Source organism: Stenotrophomonas sp. (assembly GCF_035634915.1).
Classification (GTDB): domain Bacteria; phylum Pseudomonadota; class Gammaproteobacteria; order Xanthomonadales; family Xanthomonadaceae; genus Stenotrophomonas.
Genome location: NZ_DASQCB010000003.1, coordinates 37,663 through 55,887, shown reverse-complemented (window position 1 = coordinate 55,887; position 18,225 = coordinate 37,663). Strand labels below are relative to the sequence as shown.

The window sequence follows — 18,225 nt, the reverse complement described above, 5'->3', positions numbered from 1 at the left end:
GCCGGGCTGCGGGGGCAGCCCTTGGGTGGTGCTAGAACACCAGCGCAGCGTCGCGTGGCGGCGCTGCAGTTGCAGGCACGGCGGACGCAGGGGCCCCCGCCATGCCGTTGGAACTGGAACCGGGTGCAGCCATCGGCTGCGCTTGCTGGGCCGCCCCCGGCCAGACGTTGGGGGCACCGCCGATGGGTTGCACACGCACCGGTGCATCGCTGGTGGGCACCAGGCCCGCCGTGCGTGGATCGACCGCCGCCGCAGGTGCCTGCATGGGCACGGCAGCAGCGGGCTGCTGCATCTGCTGCATCTGCTGCATCTGCTGCATCTGCTGCATGGCCTGCGGCTGGCCGGGCGTGGCGGGCAGCAGGCGCGAGAGCGCGGCCTCTTCCACGCGCCTGGCCAGGCGCTCGGTGGCCTGGTCACGCACAACGCGACGGTAGGTGGTGGTGCCGGCCGGCACGCCATTGCGGATGACCGGAATGGCGTTGCTGGCCACGGTCTGCGTGCTGGCGCCGCGCCAGGAGGTCATCACCTTGTCGACATAGCCATGGCGGAAGCCGGTGGTGAAGTTGCCGGAGTAGTAGCAGCTGAATGCCTTGCCCCAATCGTTGCCCGAACGCGAATAGCATTCGGCCAGGATGCGCGAGCCGGCCTGCAGGTTCGGGCAGACGTTGAAGGCCTTCTCGTAGCTGTCCAGACCGTGGCGGTTGAGGTTGTAGCGATTGACCTGGGCAATGCCCAGCGAGAAGTTGTAGCCCTCACGCTCAAGCATGCGGGTCGTGGACACGGCCTCGGCCAGGTTCTTCGGCTGGCGCGCCAGGCGGCCGCCGACCACGCCGATGGCGTACGGGTTGAACGACGATTCGACGTTCACCACGTGACGCATGATTTCGTTGGGCACCGCCAGGTCGGTGCAGGCCATCATTTCCAGTCCGGGCAGCATGGCATCCTCCTGTCGGTGCGGGTGTGCAGGTTCATGCGGCCAGCCCCCGCGTGGGATCGAAATCGATGCCGGTGATGAAGCGGCGGCCGGCATGTGCCTTGATATGCACCACGATATCGATGGTGAGCTTGAGCAGACGCTTGATGACTTCAAACTCAAGGCCCGAGCCTTCGGCCGAGGCCTTCACCATCAGTGCGAGCTGGTCCCAGGTCTGGGATGTGCTGCCGGCGTGGCAGCTGGTGATCGAGCCGGGGTGGCCCGATGCACAGTTACGGATGAAGTAGAACGATTCATCGCCGCGCAGCTCGGCCAGGATGATGCGGTCCGGCTTCATGCGCAGGCAGGCTTCCATGCACGACTTGGCGCTGGTGTTGCTGGTGCTCTGGCCGCCCTTGGAATACAGCAGATGCACCACGTTGGGCTGCTGCAGGAACAGTTCGCGGGCATCTTCAATGGTGACCAGGCGCTCGTTGTGCGAGATGTGGTTGACCAGCGACTTCATGAAGGTGGTCTTGCCGCTGCCGGTGGCCCCGGCCACGACGATGTTCTTGTGGTACTGCACCGCCTTCTTGAAGAAATTGGCGTAGTCGCGCTGCGCACGCAGCTCCACCAGTTCCTTGTCGTGGTCGCTGAGGGTCGGGGCCTGTTCGAGAATCTCACCGAAGAACCCGTCCTCCTCGTACTGTTCCAGCGTCTTGCCGAAGCGAGCCGGCAGACGGATGGTGATCGACACCCGCCCGGCGTCACACGCCGGCGGGATGACGAACTGGGCACGCTGGCCCGTCGGGAACGTCAACGACACCATCGGATCGGCGTCGGTGATGCGCTGGCCGGTGTTGCTTTCATTGACCACGGCGGTACAGAACTGCCGCGCACGCTCGAACGTCAGCGACGGGACCTCGACCCGGTTCCAACCGGACCGGGTTTCCAGATACAGCTCGCCCGGCCGGTTGATGCAGATTTCGGTCACGTCCGACGAATGCATGTGCTCGCCGATCCCGAGGATCTCGTACTGGTATTCCAGGAAAGCGTTGGATACCCGGGCGGTGGCGGACTCGGCGTTCATCTCTGTGTTCTTCGTCGCTGCTCAGCGGATCACGGACGAGAAGTCGACGTCGCGTGCGACGTAGACATTCACGATCGTGCCCTGGTTGATGGTCACGGTCGGCGGACGGCTCATGTTGCGTTCCATCGCCATGTTGGCCAGGCGCTCCATGTTGCGCGCGGTGGCGCTTTCATACGGGTTCTGCACGACCGCACCATTGACCACGGTCGAGGTTTCCGGACCGTTCTCGGCAGCGGCGTACTTGAAGCCGTCGGCCAGGATGCTGATCAGCAGCGAGGAGGCAATGCGCTGGCCCCAATGAGCGTTGTAGTAGCCCGGTGCACCGGCCGAACCCAGCATGTCCACGCCCGGGCTGGACATGTTGATATCCAGGCCGGTGGGGGTGGTGATGCGGTCCCAGACGATGGCCACGCGGTTGCCGATGGTGCCGTCGCCGCCGTAGGAGCCCTGCACCTTCGAGCCACGCGGCAGCAGCAGGCGCTGGCCATCGACCGAGTAGACCGGTTCGGTGACCACGCACGAGGTGTAGCCCGGGAAGTCGGAGATCACACGGGCCTGCAGCACGCAGCGGATGTAGGTGCCGCGCAGCAGCAGGGTGTTCGGCTTGTACAGCGGCTGTGCACTGGTGGGACCGTCCACGACGCCACGCGACGCCGGGCCACCCGGCGTGCCCAGGGCGCCGGGGGCGCCGGACGCAGGCGGCGCACCGGCACCACCCTCGGATTCGCCACGGGCGTCGCCCATGCGGCGTTCAACCAGGCTCGGGCCACGGTTGCCTTCCTGGCCACCGTTGCCGTTCATGCCGCCCATGCCGAAGCCGTTGCCGGACGACTGGCGCTCATCGGTGACCGGCAGCGGCGGCAGATCGTCCATCGGCGGAGCCGCCTGTGCGCTGCGTTCCGGCGGCAGGGCCGGCAGATCGCGCGGTGCGGCCGGGATCACGACTTCCTGCCGCGGGGCCTTGGCCGTGGTTTCCTTCGGGGAGGACAGGCCACCGGAGAAGATCCAGGCTGCCAGGCCTGCCAGCACCACGACGATGACGCCGAGGAACAGCAGGGCCTTGCGATTCAGACGCTGGACGTCATCGGCACGCAGGTACGGGCTGCCTTCGGTTTCATCCAGCTGAGGCTGGGCCGCGGCGCGACGGGTGTACGGGTTGTCGGACAGGTGCGGTTCCGACGCCGGATCGACGTGTTCATTGGGTGGAATCTGATTCACTGCTCCGGTCTCCTGCGCAGGGCAATCGCATTGTCGCCGTGGCGCACGACGAGGTAGGCATAGGTGCCGTGGACGACGATCGTGTCGCCTTCCACGGTCGAGTTGACGATGAATTCATCGCCGGACTCGCTGTCACGCGCGAATACTGCCGGGAAGTTGCCGCTCGGGAACCGGCTGCGGTCGCCCATGCGGATGTAGGTGAAGCTGCGGTCGTCATACACCGAAGAGGGAACCAGCCAGCTCGGCTGGCGCTTCTTGTAGGTGTAGTCGTAGCCGTAGTAGTAGTCGCGACCCGGCACGAGCTGGGTATCCAGCGCCGACACGGGGGCATCGGGATCCTTGACCTTGGTGGCGGCAAACTCGGTGTCCGCCGGGTACACCAGGCGCACCTTGTACTGCACGCCGGCGGCCTTGGCTTCATCCAGTGCACGCCAGCTGGTGGCCACGACCTTCAGTTCGAAGATGTAGGAGTGGGCCGCGGTGCGCACCATGAGGTTGGTGTCCACGTCCACGTTCTTCGGCTTCAGGTAGAAGACGTTCTCGCGACGGCTGATTTCCCAGCCGCCACCGAAGCCGCTGCTGTAATCGAGAATCTGCTCGTGCGGGCTCAGTTCGATCTGCGTGGTGATGCCCAGGCCGGTGCGCACCTGGTAGATGCGATCAGGCGAGTACTCGTAATCCTCGATGACCTTCGCTGCCACGGGCGCGGCGGTACCGATGCAGAGCATCAATGCCAGGCCGACGCGCAGCAAAGACTGCAACGTATTACTCATCGTCCTACTCCCCCTTGTGCTGGCGCATAGCCGGTCTGCTCGGCCGGTTGCGGCGGCAATGCGCCGTTGTTCGCTGGGCCCGGGGGCAGTGCCTGCCCGGACGGATCGGTGGTGCCTGCCGGGTACCCGGGTTCACCCGGCTGGCCCGGCATCGGCGCGGCGGCGGCGTCTGCCTGTGCCTGCGCCTGTGCCTGCGGATCGGTGCCCATCGGCACATCGGCGGGTGCGTTCGGCGTGGGCGCGAAGTCGTTGTCCACGCGGTAGTTCATCACGCGGAAGCCGAGCGGGTTGAGCAGGCGATCTTCATCGGCCAGGCGCAGCTCGGGATCGTAGGTGAACTCCAGCGTGGCAATCTTGTTGTCCAGCGGCTGCGAACGACCGGTGCTCTTGTCGAAGATGCTGCGCTGGAACCGCACGGTGGCACCGCTGGGGCGCTTGCCCTGGCCGCCACCGATCAGCACGATGCTGGTGATGCGGATATGCAGGGAACGCGAGGCACCATAGATGCGGTACGGCCGCTGCGGGTTGGCCTGGTTGTGCAGGCCCTGGTAGTCCGGCGCGACCGCCGGGCCTGCCATCGACAGCGTGGTGCGCCAGTTGCGCTGGCCGATGAGGCCTGAATCGTAGGACTCGCGTGCCAGTACGAACTGCGCCACGTTGCTCTTGTTGATCGCCTCTTCGGCGGTCACGTCGCGGTCACCGAAGTTGCCGCGCAGGCGGGCAACCGTGGCCGAGCCGGTGTAGGGATCGGCCATGACCAGGTACGGAACGCGCTCCTTCAGGGGCAGGAACAGCAGGTAGCCGCCGGCAAGCAGCACCGACATCAGCACTGCGCACCAGGCCACCGTCCACGCGCGGCGCTCACTGCGTCGCGCACGCTCGGCGAGCGTGATTTCGTAGCTGACGCCCTGGGATACGGCATTTTCCACTGCCGCCGTATCGGTCTTCTTCTTTCCAAACATGGGCAGTCCTCAGCGAGCGGGCGCGGTGGGCGCGATGCCGGCTGCGGGCAGCCGATCCACGCTGGTCGCACCGCCGGCCACGCTGACGATGATGCGCGACTGTTCCACCGACACCACCACGCCCTGCGATGCATAGGCGCTGGACAGCGCCGCTGCGGCTTCGACGATGCTGGTCGTGCGGATGTCGCCCACCGGCACGTACAGGGTGTAGTCGTTGGGGTGCAGGTAGGACAGCGTCATGCCACCGTCCTTGGCCCACCGGGTCAGCAGGCCCTTGAGCGTGCTGTCCACGGGCGAGGACTGGTAGACATAGGTCTGCTGCAATGGGATGGCGTGGGTCACGTCCGACAGCCGGTTGACCGGCCTCCACTTGCCACGCGGTTCGGGCGCAGGCGGCGTAACGCAACCGGCCAGGAGAACCGTCATCAACACAACAACAACTGCAATCAAATTCCGGCTAGGCATCCTGCGGCTCACGAAATCACCATTAACGAGTTACGAATCTGTGCCAGCGGACATCGACGACGCCGAGACAACGGCATCGAAGTCTGCTGAAGAAGCTCTGTGCGCAGCCGGATATCCCAGCGACTGCGCGGCGTTTGGCGCCATGAACGTGCGCAACGTGCGTGACTACGCCACGTTCGCAGGTCAATCCTGCGGCGCGTTCCCCAAATCCAGGCATGTGATCATGAAACTTCCATTTCGTAGGCTCAGTCCGTTTATCAATCCGGATGATGTCCCTCTGCCGGCCTGTACCTCCCCAGTACCCAGCCGAATGGTCATCATCTACGGGGCGAAGGATATCCGCGGATTTGTTGCCGCGTTGTGAACTTGATCACGTAACCCCAGAAATGAAAATGTGAAATCGATCACATAAAACATTTATCGCTGGGCCTATTTCGCCAAATTTTTGAGCCGCTGTCTACCTCAAACGACAAATATTTAACAGTCGGCATATTCCCTACAAATCTGGCAACATTCCTTCCCCCGCCCAAGCGCTGATGACTCAGCAGGTGTGAAGTGGATCAATCAAGGATGGAAGAGTTCATTACGAACGCGGCCTTGCTGGCCGGGCACCTGACACAGCAGTGCGAGAAAGCGGCGGCGGCGCAGGACGCTTCTTCGGCGCAGCTGCAGCGCGCGGCGGCCGAGGTGGGACAGGGTGTGGCCAGTGGCCGTGCCGAGCTGGCGCAGAGCGCACGCGCCGCGGTACGCGAGGCGTTGTCACAGGAAATTCCTGCTGCAGTGGAAGCCATAAGCGACACAGGTGACCGGCTGGCCGCCCTGGCCGAGCAGCTCTCGCGCCAGCAGGTGGCGATGGCGTCACGGCTGCGCATGCTGACATGGAAGGCACTGATCGCACTGGCACTGGGTGGCGCAGCGATCGTGGGCGGCACCGCCTTCTTTGCCCGGAGCAACGTGCAGCGCGCGCAGCAGGCCAAGGTGGAAGCGCAGGTGCTTGAGGCCCTGGAACAGGTCTCGATCACGTCCTGCGATGGCCGCCCGTGCATCAAACTGGAAGACGGCCTGCAGCGCTGGTCCAGGAATGACGAGTACATTCTGGTCGACACACGCAATACGGCCGCAGCGCGGAAAAAGTAACGTCTTCTCCCAGCGCCGGCGCACGCACCACAGGGCGCGTGCAGCCGATGCTGATCCTGTAATACGTGCCATTGTCCGGGTCGAAGGAACTGCCTTGAAAACCAACCGCCTTGTCATTTCTGCCGTACTTGCCCTGGCGCTCGCCATCGTGGGCATCTATCTGGCCAGTTACCTGTCCGTGCTGTCGCTGGGACTGGACACGCGCGTCAGCAGCTTCGGCACCTTCTTCGACTACATGCGCAACATCGACCACCCGCGCGTACAGCCCTATGCATGGCGCATCAAGGCCGCCGGTGTTGGCGCCTTCGGCTTGATGTTCCTGCTGTGGGCCGGCCTGACGGTCCTGCTTTTCAAGATGCGCAGCGACAGCAACATCCATGGCCAGGCACGATTTGCCAGCATGCTGGACCTGGCCAGCAAGGGCTTCTTCAAGAGCCCGGATGACGGCATCGTGCTGGGGCAGATGAACGGCAAGCTGATGCGCCTGACCGGCCAGCAGTTCGTCATCCTTGCCGCGCCCACCCGCTCGGGCAAGGGTGTGGGCGTGGTCATTCCCAACCTGCTGGACTACCGCGAATCGGCCGTGGTGCTGGACATCAAGCAGGAGAACTTCGATCTGACCTCTGGCTGGCGCCAGTCGATCGGCCACGAGATTTTCCTGTTCAACCCGTTCGCCGAGGACCGCCGCACGCATCGCTGGAATCCGCTGACGTATGTCTCCAACGATCCGGCCTTCCGCGTGTCCGACCTGCAGGCGATCTCGGCCATGCTGTATCCCGATGGCGATGACAAGGACAAGTTCTGGACCAGCCAGGCGCGCAACGCCTTCCTGGCGTTCACGCTGTACCAGTTCGAGTTGATGGACTCGGTGCCGGGTACGCCCTACCCGACGCTGGGCGCGATCCTGCGCCTGTCTTCCGGTGATGGCACCGAACTGAAGCCGTACCTGCAGAAACTGAACGAGTCGTCCTTCCTCAGCGGCCAGGCACGTGCGGCATTCGCCGGCCTGTTGTCGCAGGCCGATGTCACCTTCGCATCGATCATCGGTTCGTTCCGCGAACCGCTCAATCCGTGGCTGAATCCGGTGCTGGACGCCGCCACCAGCGCCGACGATTTCCGCCTGGACGATGTGCGCCGCAAGCGCATGACCATCTATGTCGGCATCCAGCCCAACAAGCTGGCCGAGAGCCGCCTGATCGTGAACCTGTTCTTCAGCCAGCTGATCAACGTCAACACCCGCACGCTGCCGCAGAACGACAAGTCGTTGAAGCACCAGTGCCTGCTGCTGATGGACGAGTTCACCTCGATCGGCCGCGTCGACATCATTTCCAAGGCCGTCGCCTACATGGCCGGCTACAACCTGCGCCTGCTGCCGATCATCCAGTCGATGGCCCAGCTCGATGCCGTGTACGGCAAGGAACTCTCGCGCACGATCATCACCAACCATGCGCTGCAGATCATCTACGCCCCGCGCGAACAGCAGGACGCCAACGATTATTCGGAAATGCTGGGCTACACCACCGTGCGCCGCAGCTCACGTACCCATTCGCGCGGCAGTGCGCGGTCGGTGTCGGACAACGAGGTGCTGGAAAAGCGCGCACTGATGCTGCCGCAGGAACTGAAGGCAATGGGCCCGGACAAGGAAATCGTGCTGTACGAGGGCCTGCCCAACCCGGTGCTGTGCAGCAAGATCCGCTACTACAAGGACCGCTACTTCACCAAACGCCTGCTGGAACGCGCCGAAGTGAAGCCGCTGACACTGACCACCCCGCCTGCACCTGTCGCAGCGGGCTTCCACGCGGCGCCCAGCGCCACTGCACCCTGACCCTGTCTCACCTGGCCGCCACGCAGGCGGCCTGCAACGGACCGCACCCCAACAAGGACCCCGCCATGCGCAAGACTCTGTTCGCCACCGCCCTGCTCGCCCTGTCCCCGCTGACCGCCCTGGCTGCCAACAAGGGCCCGAGCTACACCTACGTCGAAGCAGGCTGGACCCAGACCCGGGTCAGTGATGATCTGCTCGATGACCCCAAGCTGGATGGCGGCTACATCCGTGGTTCGTACGCGATCGGGCTGCAGGCCTATGTCTTTGGCGCCTGGTCGACGGTGTCCAAGTCGTACCGCAGCGACGGTGCCGACCTGAAGCTGGAATTGAACCAGCCGGAACTGGGCGTGGGCTACCGCTTGCCGATAAGCGACCGGGTGGACTTCACCGCTGACATTGCCTGGGTTCGCCAGAACGCCGAGGCACGCTTGAAGCAGGAGGGCTTCGATACCCTCCGCCAGAAGGATCACTTCAACGCCGGCCGTGCCACCCTGGGCGTGCGCACGGCGCCGACGTCCAACAGCGAGCTGTGGGTGAAGGGTGGCTACCTGGATGGCAGCGATATGGACGGCACCTGGGTAGGCGTGGTCGGCGGGCAGTTCAAGTTCACGCCGAACTGGGGACTGGTGGGCGAAGTGCAGGTGGTGGAAGACATCACCCAGCTTTCGGCAGGCGTCCGCGCCACCTTCTGATGGCCGCTTGACCGGCCGGCCGTCCGCGGGCCCCGGAAGGGGCCCGTGAGCTGACGGACACGTAGCCGCAGCCGGCTCGCTTTTTGTAAAATTTTCATTAAAATCGAACCCCGGACGACATGAGGTCGCCACGGACTGCCGAGAGGGTGGCCCGCCAATGGACTGCAATTCACAGGAGTTCCCATGCGCAAGATCCTGATCGTGGCCGCATTGCTGGCCGCTGCACCGTTCTCGGCCTCGGCCGACGCCCTCAGCTACACCTACGTGGAAGGTGGCTGGACCCAGGCCAAGGTCAATGACGACGGCCTCAACGATCCCAAGCTGGACGGTGGCTACGTGCGCGGTTCGGTGGCGCTGGCCGAGCAGGTGCACGTGTTCGGTGGCTGGAACTACGGCAGCAAGACCTACCACTTCACCGACGGTTCGGTGAAGCTGGAACTGAACCAGCCGGAGCTGGGCATCGGTTACCACATGCCCTTCAGCGACCGCGTCGACTACACCGCCGACATCGCCTGGGTGCGCCAGCAGGCCAAGGTCACCGACCGCCTGGACGGTTTCGCTGATGAAACCTTCAAGGACCATACCAACCTGGTGCGCGCCACGATGGGCCTGCGTGGCAAGCCTTCGCGCATGACCGACGCCTGGATCAAGGCGGGTTACATGGATGGCGGCAACAACTTTGAAGGCACCTGGGTCGGCACCCTGGGTGGCCAGATCAACTTCACCAGGACCTGGGGTCTGGTGGGCGAGATCTCCGGCTACCGCGATGTCACCCAGTTCTCGGCCGGCGTGCGCGCCAGCTTCTGATTGCTCGATCCTCGTCGTGTAATCGAACGGGCCCCGCAAGGGGCCCGTTTTTTTTCTGCCGCCGTTGCGATTCCATGCGGGTATTGGAATCGGCTAGTCTTGCGCGGCTCTGCACCATCCCATTGGAATTGGAATTACCGTCATGAAGACCCCCATGCGCCCCCTGCTCGCCAGCGCGCTGCTGTGCGCCCCGCTCTTCGCCACCGCTGCGCCGGCGCTGACACCCGAACAATCGCTGGATCTGTACGCACGCGTGCTGATCGAAGATGATGCCGCCGCTGCGCGCACGCTCAACGATGCCATGCGCAGCGCGCACGATGGCAAGGACGCGGTAACACCTACCCCCGGCGCATTGGCCAAGGCGCTGGCAGAGCCGTGGATGGCGCTGCAGGCCAGCGCCGGTGGCCAGGCCGATGCGGCCGCGACCGAAGCAATGTACGCCAAGGTACTGAAGGCATCGACATGCCGCGCCACCGGCAGCAGCATCGAAGACAACGAGTACGTGGACGACCAGAAGATCGCCACGGTCGAATTCACCTGCCAGGTGGCGAACCTGGACAGCGTGCGCCCGCTGTTTTCGGCCAGCATGCAGCACCCGGAACCGGCCAACAGCACGCGCTTCATCGAGGCCTACACGCAGGCATTGAACAGCGGCACGCAGCGCACGGTGAAGGGCAGCCAGAAGCTGTATTCCGGCGCCGGGCAGGCGTACTGGTTCAGCGGCAGCTTCGATGAGCTGGTGACGCCGGTGCTGGAAGCCATTGCCCCGTTCCAGGCGTGGATGGAAGATGCCGAAGCGGCCAGCGCACCGAAAGTGACCGGCGTGCCGGGCTGCGACCTGCTGCTGCAGCAGCACCGCAGCTGCGTGGCGAAGATCGCGCCGGAGCAGATCAGCGGCGTGGATGCGATGGCCGAAGAGCTGAAGGCAAAGGCGCAGGTGAAGTCGGCCGACGAAATGACGCAGGAGTGCAAGGCGCTGCGCTCGATCGCGCAGATGATGTGGACTGACGAGTGCGCGTAAGGGGGTAGCGGCAAGCAGGCCACGGCGCCAACCAAGGTTGGCGTCTACCAGAGCACGGCAGATCCACGCCATGCGTGGATGGCTTTCACCGCATCACGCGCGCAGCAGCACCCGCAGGTCGTCGCCCACCTGGCGCTGGTCGACCACGCGCAGGCGACGCTGCTGGTCCATCGCTTCAATACCCAGGCCCGCCAGCAGCGGGCGGCCGGCATCCCCCAGCAGCGTCGGCGCCTGGTACATCAGCAGCTCATCCACCCAGCCGCCACGCAGCAGCGCGCCGGCCAGGGTGGCGCCGGCTTCGGTGTGCACTTCGTTGATGCCACGCTCGGCCAGCAGCGCCAGCACCGCGCCCAGATCCAGGCGGCCATCGATGCTCGGCACGCTGGCGAATTCGGCATCGGCCGCATCCGGTGCGGTCACGGCGGCGTCGTGCACGTACAACGTCGGCGCCCCGCCCTCGCGCACGCGGCGGCACTCCAGCGAGCGCAGCCGCGAATCGAGCACCACGCGCAGCGGCGGCAGCACCTCGGTGTCAGCCAATCGCACGGTCAGCATCGGGTCGTCGGCCAGCACGGTGTCGGCACCGGTCAGGATGGCGCCCGCGCGTGCGCGCCAGTGCTGCACGTCTTCGCGCGCGGCCGCGCCGGTGATCCACTTCGAGCTGCCATCGGCCATCGCGGTGCGCCCATCCAGGCTGGCGGCCAGCTTCACCCGCAGCCACGGGCGGTTGCGCTCCACGCGCGACAGGAAGCCCTTGTTGATGTCGCGCGCCTGCGCGGCCATCAGGCCTTCGGCCACTTGAATGCCGGCTTCGCGCAGCAGATCGAAACCACCGCCATCGACCTTGGGGAACGGATCGCGCATGGCGGCAACCACGCGCGATACACCGGCGTCGATCAGCGCCAGTGCGCACGGCGGCGTGCGGCCGTAATGCGCGCAGGGCTCCAGGGTGACGTAGGCGGTGGCACCGCGCGCCTCGCTGCCGGCTTCGCGCAGGGCGAAGACTTCCGCATGCGGGCCGCCTGCGCGCTGGTGCCAGCCCTGCCCGACCACGCGCTCGCCATGGGCGATCACGCAGCCGACCATGGGGTTGGGGCGGGTGGTGTAGGCGGCACGCTCGGCCAGGCGCAGCGCGTTGGCCATGTGCAGGTGGTCGAGGACGGTGAACGAGGTGGTCATGCGGCCATGGTAACGCCGCCGGCATGGGCGTAGAGGTGGATCCACACCATGCGCCCATCGTGCCAACCAAGGTTGGCACCCACCAATGCATGGCCCATCGTGCCAACCAAGGTTGGCACCTACCGGGATGTCAGCCCTTCTTTTTCTTGGTCAGGGCGATGACATCGCCCAGCAGCTGCAGCTGTTCGGTGCTGGAGGGCAGGTCGCGTTCCAGCTTCTCGATTTCTTCGCGGAAATCGGCCACGTCCTCGAAGCTGCGGTACACCGAGGCAAAACGCACGTAGCCGACGTGGTCGAGCTTGCGCAGTTCGTTCATCACGAACTCGCCGACCTTGATCGAGGGCACTTCGCGTTCACCGCTGATGCGCAGCTGGTGGACCACGGCGCGCACCGCTGCTTCGATTTTCTCTTCCGGCACGGCGCGCTTCTGCAGCGCGCGGTCGAAGCCGGCGCGGACCTTGCGCTGGTCGAAGGCTTCGCGGGTGCCGTCGCTCTTGACGATGGCCGGCAGCTTCAGCTCGACCGTCTCCAGGGTGCTGAAGCGCTCGTTGCAGGCTTCGCACTCACGCCGACGGCGGATCGTCGCGCCGTCTTCGGAGACGCGCGAGTCGATGACCCGGGTATCGGCATGTTGGCAGAAGGGGCAGTACATGAAACGCCTGGCTCAGGGAGAGTACTCATCTGCCATCGTCATGGCAGCGTCGCAACGGTACCTGAGAAGGGCTTTTGCAGCAAATCCGGGCGGCGCTCAGCCTTGTGCGGCAAGGGGTTGCCGCCAGCGCAACCCGGCCAGATGCGCGGCCGGCAGCAGCAAGGGCGGGCCGAACAGCAGCAGGCCGAGACCCTCGGCGCGTTCGGTCAGGCCGACCACCACGCCCAGCACCGCGAAGGGCACGGCAGCCAGCGCCCCCAGCAGCAGCAATGCCCACCATGCCCGCCCCACCGCCTGCAGGCCCGACCGGCCCTGCAGCAGGAAATCAGCGCCGATGCGCAGCCACGCGACGATGCCCAAGGCGCCGGCGGTGCCCCAGCACACCAGCAGCAAACGGCTCAACAGGCGGGTTTCCTGCGCCAGGCCGGAGTACACGCCCACCAAGGCCACGGTACCGCCCAGCAGCAGGCCGGGCAGGCCGAACAACAGGGCCAGTGCGAGGTGCAGGCGTTTGTGCAGGCGCTCATCCATGGGCGTTGCTTCCTGGGTGCTGGGGTCAGAGCCCTTTTCTGCGAAAAGGGATCCGACCCCTGCTTCGATCCGGATGTCCGGGGTCAGAGCCCTTCCCTGCGGGAAGGGATCCGACCCCACTTCCCGATCAGCCGTAGACCGGGTACTTGCGGCACTGCGCGCTGACGGCGTCACGCACGCGGGCGATGACGGCATCATCGTTCGGCGCGTCAAGCACGTCGGCGATCCAGTTGGCCAGATCCACGCAGTCCTGTTCGACGTAACCACGGGTGGTCACCGCCGGGGTGCCCAGGCGCAGGCCCGAGGTCACGAACGGCGAACGCGGGTCGTTCGGCACCGAGTTCTTGTTGACGGTGATGTGGGCCTTGCCCAGCGCGGCTTCCGCATCCTTGCCGGACACGTCCTTGCCGATCATGTCGACCAGCATCAGGTGGTTCTGGGTGCCGCCGGAGACGATCTTGTAGCCGCGCGCGATGAGCGTGTTGGCCATCGCCTGGGCGTTCTTCACCACCTGCTGCTGGTAGGCGGTGAAGCCCGGCTCCAGCGCTTCCTTGAAGGCCACGGCCTTGGCCGCGATGACGTGCATCAGCGGACCGCCCTGGATGCCCGGGAACACCACCGACTGCAGCTTCTTGACCAGGTCTTCGTCGGCGCCCTTGGCGACGATGATGCCGCCGCGCGGGCCGCGCAGGGTCTTGTGGGTGGTGGAGGTGACCACGTGCGCGTGTTCCAGCGGGCTCGGGTAGACGCCAGCGGCGACCAGGCCGGCCACGTGGGCCATGTCCACGAACAGGTACGCGCCGACCTTGTCAGCGATGGCGCGGAAGCGCGCCCAGTCGATCACCTGCGAATAGGCCGAGAAACCGGCGACGACCATCTTCGGCTTGTGCTCCAGGGCCAGGCGCTCGACTTCGTCGTAATCGATCAGGCCCTGGTCGTTGACGCCGTACTGCACGGCGTTGAACAGCTTGCCGGAAGCGTTCACCTTGGCACCGTGGGTGAGGTGGCCGCCGTGGGCCAGGCTCATGCCGAGGATGGTGTCGCCCGGCTGCAGCAGGGCGAAGTACACGGCCTGGTTGGCCTGCGAGCCGCTGTGCGGCTGCACGTTGGCGTAGTCGGCACCGAACAGCTGCTTGAGGCGGTCGATGGCCAGCTGCTCGGCGATGTCCACGTATTCGCAGCCACCGTAGTAGCGCTTGCCCGGGTAGCCTTCGGCGTACTTGTTGGTCAGCTGGCTGCCCTGGGCCTCCATCACGGCCGGGCTGGTGTAGTTCTCGCTGGCAATCAGCTCGACGTGGTCTTCCTGACGCTGGGTTTCGGCGGCGATGGCCTTGGCCAGTTCGGGATCGTAGGTTTCGATGCGGACGTCACGCGGGAACATCGGTTACTCCGGCAGGCAGGGAAAAAGGGGTACGGCACAGCCCCTGATTGTAGCCCCGTGGCGGCCTGCCGGGGCCGAACGGGACGGGGCCGGATCCCTGTGGAGGAGATCCGGCCCCGTATGGTTTTGCCTGCGGGCCTGGGGTCGGATCCCTTCCCGCAGGGAGGGGCTCTGACCCCGTTGCCTGGATGGGGTCAGAGCCCTTTCCGCTGGAAAGGGATCCGACCCCGTTGCCGGCTCAGCGGCTGAGCACGTACTGGGCGATGACGCCGGTGGCGATGGCCACCAGCAGCATGTTGCCGCGGTCATCGCGGATCCACTGGTGGCCATACGGCGGGCGGCGCAGGTGGTAGCGCGGGTAGTCGTTCACCACGTAGACCGGCCCACGGTAGTAGTCGCGGTAGCGGTGACCGACCTGCCAGCCGTAGCCCGGGCCCGGGCGATAGCCGGGGCGGTAGACCACGCGCGGCGGCGGCGGTGCCGGTCGGTAGCCGTGGTCGTGGCGCCAGTCGCGGCGGGCATCGCGGCGGTCACGTTCGTAGTCGCGACGGGCCTCGCGGACGTCATGACGGTACTCGCGACGATCCTCACGGCGATCCTCGCGCCACTGGCGGCGGTCGCGGTGGTCGTTGTCGGCCAATGCGGGAGCGACGGCGCCCAGCGCCAGCACAGAGGCCATGGCCCCGGCCACGATAAGGTTGATGCGCATGACAGACCTCTGCTGCAGTGGATGGTGATGTCCATATTGCGCAGGCGATCTGAACCGTTTCCGGCTGGAAACGCTTCCCGCTGTCGCATCCGGCGCGGTATTCAGGCTTCGGCAAGCCCCACAGGGCGCCCCCAGGCGCGGCCGGGAACCGGTTCCGGCTATAATTGGCGGTATTCCATTCAGTCTGTGCCCGCTGTCGTCCGGGAGTTTCCCGCTGACGGACGGGTGCAGGGCCGCGCCCCTACGGAGACCTCATGTCCTCGCAATACATCTACACCATGAACCGCGTGTCCAAGGTGGTCCCGCCCAAGCGGCAGATCATCAAGGACATCTCGCTGTCGTTCTTCCCGGGCGCGAAGATCGGCCTGCTGGGCCTGAACGGCGCCGGCAAGTCCACCGTGCTGAAGATCATGGCCGGCGTGGACACCGATTTCGAGGGCGAAGCCCGCCCGCAGGCCGGCATCAAGGTCGGCTACCTGGCCCAGGAACCGGAGCTGGACCCGACCAAGACCGTGCGTGAAGCGGTGGAGGAAGGCGTGGGCGAAGTGCTGCAGGCCCAGGCCGCGCTGGAAGCGGTGTACGCCGCCTACGCCGAGGAAGGCGCCGATTTCGACGCGCTGGCCAAGGAACAGGAGCGACTGGAGGCGATCCTGGCCGCCGGCGACGCGCACACTCTGGAAAACCAGCTGGACGTGGCCGCCGATGCGCTGCGCCTGCCGCCGTGGGATGCCATCGTGGGCAAGCTGTCCGGTGGTGAGAAGCGCCGCGTGGCACTGTGCCGCCTGCTGCTGCAGAAGCCGGACATGCTGCTGCTCGACGAACCGACCAACCACCTCGACGCCGAGTCGGTGGAATGGCTGGAACAGTTCCTGGCGCGCTACACCGGCACCGTGGTGGCCGTTACCCACGATCGCTACTTCCTGGACAACGCCGCCGAGTGGATCCTGGAACTGGACCGCGGCCGCGGCATTCCGTGGAAGGGCAACTACACCGACTGGCTGACCCAGAAGGACGAGCGCCTGAAGCAGGAAGACAACCAGGAAAAGGCCCGCCAGAAGGCGATCCAGAAGGAACTGGAATGGTCGCGCCAGAACGCCAAGGGTGGCCGTACCAAGGGCAAGGCCCGTCTGGCCCGCCTGGAAGAGCTGCAGTCGGTCGATTACCAGAAGCGCAACGAGACCAACGAAATCTTCATCCCGCCGGGCGAGCGCCTGGGCAATGCGGTGATGGAGTTCAAGAACGTCTCCAAGAAGTTCGGCGACCGCCTGCTGTTCGACAACCTGAGCTTCCTGGTGCCGGCCGGCGCCATCGTCGGCATCATCGGCCCGAACGGTGCCGGTAAGTCGACCCTGTTCAAGATGATCACCGGCCAGGAAAAGCCGGATACCGGCGAGATCGTGGTCGGCCCGACCGTGAAGCTGTCCTACGTGGACCAGAGCCGCGACGCGCTGGAAGGCAACCACAACGTCTTCCAGGAAATCGCTGGCGGCCTGGACATCCTCAACATCAACGGCATCGAGATCCAGTCGCGCGCCTACATCGGCCGCTTCAACTTCAAGGGCCAGGACCAGCAGAAGATGGTCGGTTCGCTGTCCGGTGGTGAGCGTGGCCGCCTGCACATGGCCAAGACCCTGCTGCAGGGTGGCAACGTGCTGCTGCTCGACGAACCGTCCAACGACCTGGACATCGAAACCCTGCGTGCGCTGGAAGATGCGCTGCTGGAGTTCCCGGGCAACACCTTCGTCATCTCGCATGACCGCTGGTTCCTGGATCGCATCGCGACCCACATCCTGGCGTTCGAAGGCGATTCGCACGTGGAGTTCTTCCAGGGCAACTACCGCGAGTACGAAGAAGACAAGCGCCGCCGCATGGGCGACGATGCCGCGCCGAAGCGCCTGCGCTTCAAGGCGCTGAAGTAAGAAAGGAAGAACGGCCGCGCTCTGCGCGGCCGTTCCGCATTCTGGCAGGTCACCACCATTGGTGGTGACGCTTTCCGCGCAGTCAGGCCCTTTTCCGCGTGATGGCGGCCGTCTTCACGCCCGTCAAGCACACGTAACACCTTGTCGCACATGGCCTGTTGGCAGCTTGCAACTATTTGGATGTTCTGCCGCGCCGCCAGCGGGTTTCCTACGCCCCGCTTCATTCCCCCAACGTAGGAAAACCCCATGAAAACCCTCATCAGTACCGCTGCCGCCCTGTTGTTGTCGGGCACCGCTGCTGCCGCGCCGGCACAGTGGGATGGCTTCTACCTGGGCGCCCAGGCCAGCCACAGCGAAGGCGACAGCCATGACCGTGGCAATGCCGGTGCCTCCGAAAACAGCATCCGCGGCTTCGCCGGCGGCGTGCAGGCCGGGCGCTACTGGCAGTTCGACAACAACGTGGTGACCGGCATCGAAGGTGCGCTGTCGTTCGGCGACATCGAGCGCGAATGGAAGGATCGCGACGTCAACCGCTACAGCCCCTACCACGGCAAGGACACCGTCAGCCGCTCGGGCAGCCTCCACGGCACGCTGGGCTATGTCATGGGCCGCTGGCTGCCGTACGTGGGTGCCGGCGTGACCGTTGCCCAGCAGGAGTTCACCCTGGGTTGCGACAAATCGCTGGTGGAAAAGACCAACGGTTGCCGCGTGGCCGAGTTCGAACACCGTGCCAGCCACACGACGGTCGGCACCCATGCAGTGGCGGGCGTGCAGTACCGCTTCAATGACCGCCTGTCGGCCGGTGCCGAGTACCGCTACACCCACCTCGGTTCCAGCCCGGTGACCCTGGAAGACCCCAATTACCCGGGCGCGGCCCGCCGCAACTTCCATACCGACTACAGCGGCGTTACGCTGAAGTTGAACTACCACTTCTAACCGCCTGACGACGCA

General features: G+C 65.4%; 19 protein-coding genes. 8 read left to right on the top strand and 11 right to left on the bottom strand.

Annotated features, from left to right (window positions below; translation table 11 throughout):
- Window positions 1-31: 31 nt before the first annotated feature.
- The 6 genes from VER16_RS19380 to VER16_RS03260 are packed head-to-tail and all read right to left on the bottom strand — an operon-like array spanning window position 32 to window position 5,298.
- Entirely contained in the window at window positions 32-925 is an 894-nt protein-coding gene (locus VER16_RS19380) for a lytic transglycosylase domain-containing protein (protein ID WP_414716018.1), read from the bottom strand.
- Window positions 926-968: 43 nt separating this feature from the next.
- Window positions 969-2,003: a P-type DNA transfer ATPase VirB11 gene (gene virB11, locus VER16_RS03280; RefSeq protein ID WP_324805449.1), complete on the bottom strand. Its 1,035-nt coding sequence runs from the start codon at window positions 2,001-2,003 to the stop codon at window positions 969-971.
- Window positions 2,004-2,024: 21 nt separating this feature from the next.
- A complete protein-coding gene (locus VER16_RS03275; RefSeq protein ID WP_324805448.1) occupies window positions 2,025-3,221 on the bottom strand; it encodes a TrbI/VirB10 family protein in 1,197 nt (398 codons plus the stop codon).
- Complete coding sequence (locus VER16_RS03270) at window positions 3,218-3,994, bottom strand: TrbG/VirB9 family P-type conjugative transfer protein (protein WP_414716010.1); 777 nt, start codon at window positions 3,992-3,994, stop codon at window positions 3,218-3,220. Before VER16_RS03270 ends, VER16_RS03275 begins: the two co-directional genes overlap by 4 nt.
- Window positions 3,991-4,956 carry a type IV secretion system protein gene (locus tag VER16_RS03265; protein ID WP_324805447.1) on the bottom strand — a complete coding sequence of 322 codons (966 nt, stop codon included), beginning with the start codon at window positions 4,954-4,956 and terminating at the stop codon, window positions 3,991-3,993. The genes VER16_RS03270 and VER16_RS03265 overlap by 4 nt, the downstream gene beginning before the upstream one ends.
- A 9-nt stretch (window positions 4,957-4,965) precedes the next feature.
- Complete coding sequence (locus VER16_RS03260; protein WP_324805446.1) at window positions 4,966-5,298, bottom strand: hypothetical protein; 333 nt, start codon at window positions 5,296-5,298, stop codon at window positions 4,966-4,968.
- Here VER16_RS03260 and VER16_RS03255 point away from each other — a divergent pair.
- The 6 genes from VER16_RS03255 to VER16_RS03230 all read left to right on the top strand — a co-directional run bounded on the left by VER16_RS03255 (window position 5,285) and on the right by VER16_RS03230 (window position 10,903).
- Window positions 5,285-5,785, top strand: coding sequence for a hypothetical protein (locus VER16_RS03255; RefSeq protein WP_324805445.1), 501 nt, complete (start codon window positions 5,285-5,287; stop codon window positions 5,783-5,785). The two genes, VER16_RS03260 and VER16_RS03255, sit on opposite strands and share 14 nt — an antisense overlap.
- Before the next feature lie 206 nt (window positions 5,786-5,991).
- Window positions 5,992-6,558, top strand: coding sequence for a hypothetical protein (locus tag VER16_RS03250; protein WP_324805444.1), 567 nt, complete (start codon window positions 5,992-5,994; stop codon window positions 6,556-6,558).
- Window positions 6,559-6,652: 94 nt separating this feature from the next.
- Window positions 6,653-8,383, top strand: coding sequence for a type IV secretory system conjugative DNA transfer family protein (locus VER16_RS03245; RefSeq protein ID WP_414716009.1), 1,731 nt, complete (start codon window positions 6,653-6,655; stop codon window positions 8,381-8,383).
- A gap of 65 nt (window positions 8,384-8,448) precedes the next feature.
- A complete protein-coding gene (locus VER16_RS03240) occupies window positions 8,449-9,075 on the top strand; it encodes an outer membrane beta-barrel protein (RefSeq protein ID WP_324805443.1) in 627 nt (208 codons plus the stop codon).
- Window positions 9,076-9,258: 183 nt separating this feature from the next.
- On the top strand, window positions 9,259-9,882 hold the full coding sequence (locus VER16_RS03235) for an outer membrane beta-barrel protein (protein ID WP_324805442.1): 624 nt from the start codon (window positions 9,259-9,261) through the stop codon (window positions 9,880-9,882).
- Window positions 9,883-10,024: 142 nt separating this feature from the next.
- Complete coding sequence (locus tag VER16_RS03230) at window positions 10,025-10,903, top strand: hypothetical protein (RefSeq protein WP_324805441.1); 879 nt, start codon at window positions 10,025-10,027, stop codon at window positions 10,901-10,903.
- A gap of 93 nt (window positions 10,904-10,996) precedes the next feature.
- Here the strand turns inward: VER16_RS03230 and ribD are convergent, their stop codons facing one another.
- From ribD to VER16_RS03205, 5 genes are all read right to left on the bottom strand, one after another.
- Window positions 10,997-12,082, bottom strand: coding sequence for a bifunctional diaminohydroxyphosphoribosylaminopyrimidine deaminase/5-amino-6-(5-phosphoribosylamino)uracil reductase RibD (gene ribD, locus VER16_RS03225; RefSeq protein WP_324805440.1), 1,086 nt, complete (start codon window positions 12,080-12,082; stop codon window positions 10,997-10,999).
- Window positions 12,083-12,212: 130 nt separating this feature from the next.
- A complete protein-coding gene (nrdR, locus tag VER16_RS03220) occupies window positions 12,213-12,734 on the bottom strand; it encodes a transcriptional regulator NrdR (protein ID WP_108767702.1) in 522 nt (173 codons plus the stop codon).
- Window positions 12,735-12,830: 96 nt separating this feature from the next.
- The gene (locus VER16_RS03215; protein WP_324805439.1) at window positions 12,831-13,265 is read right to left on the bottom strand and encodes a hypothetical protein; all 435 of its coding nucleotides are present in this window, start codon (window positions 13,263-13,265) and stop codon (window positions 12,831-12,833) included.
- A gap of 127 nt (window positions 13,266-13,392) precedes the next feature.
- Window positions 13,393-14,646, bottom strand: a complete 1,254-nt coding sequence (gene glyA, locus VER16_RS03210; protein ID WP_108764032.1) for a serine hydroxymethyltransferase — start codon at window positions 14,644-14,646, stop codon at window positions 13,393-13,395.
- 238 nt (window positions 14,647-14,884) lie between these two features.
- Complete coding sequence (locus VER16_RS03205; protein ID WP_324805438.1) at window positions 14,885-15,355, bottom strand: RcnB family protein; 471 nt, start codon at window positions 15,353-15,355, stop codon at window positions 14,885-14,887.
- 254 nt (window positions 15,356-15,609) lie between these two features.
- Here VER16_RS03205 and ettA point away from each other — a divergent pair, with 254 nt between their 5' ends.
- Together ettA and VER16_RS03195 are read left to right on the top strand one after the other, a co-directional pair.
- Window positions 15,610-17,274: an energy-dependent translational throttle protein EttA gene (ettA, locus tag VER16_RS03200; RefSeq protein ID WP_107229821.1), complete on the top strand. Its 1,665-nt coding sequence runs from the start codon at window positions 15,610-15,612 to the stop codon at window positions 17,272-17,274.
- A 246-nt stretch (window positions 17,275-17,520) separates the two neighbouring features.
- Window positions 17,521-18,210, top strand: a complete 690-nt coding sequence (locus VER16_RS03195; protein ID WP_324805437.1) for an outer membrane protein — start codon at window positions 17,521-17,523, stop codon at window positions 18,208-18,210.
- The last annotated feature ends 15 nt before the right edge of the window (window positions 18,211-18,225 follow it).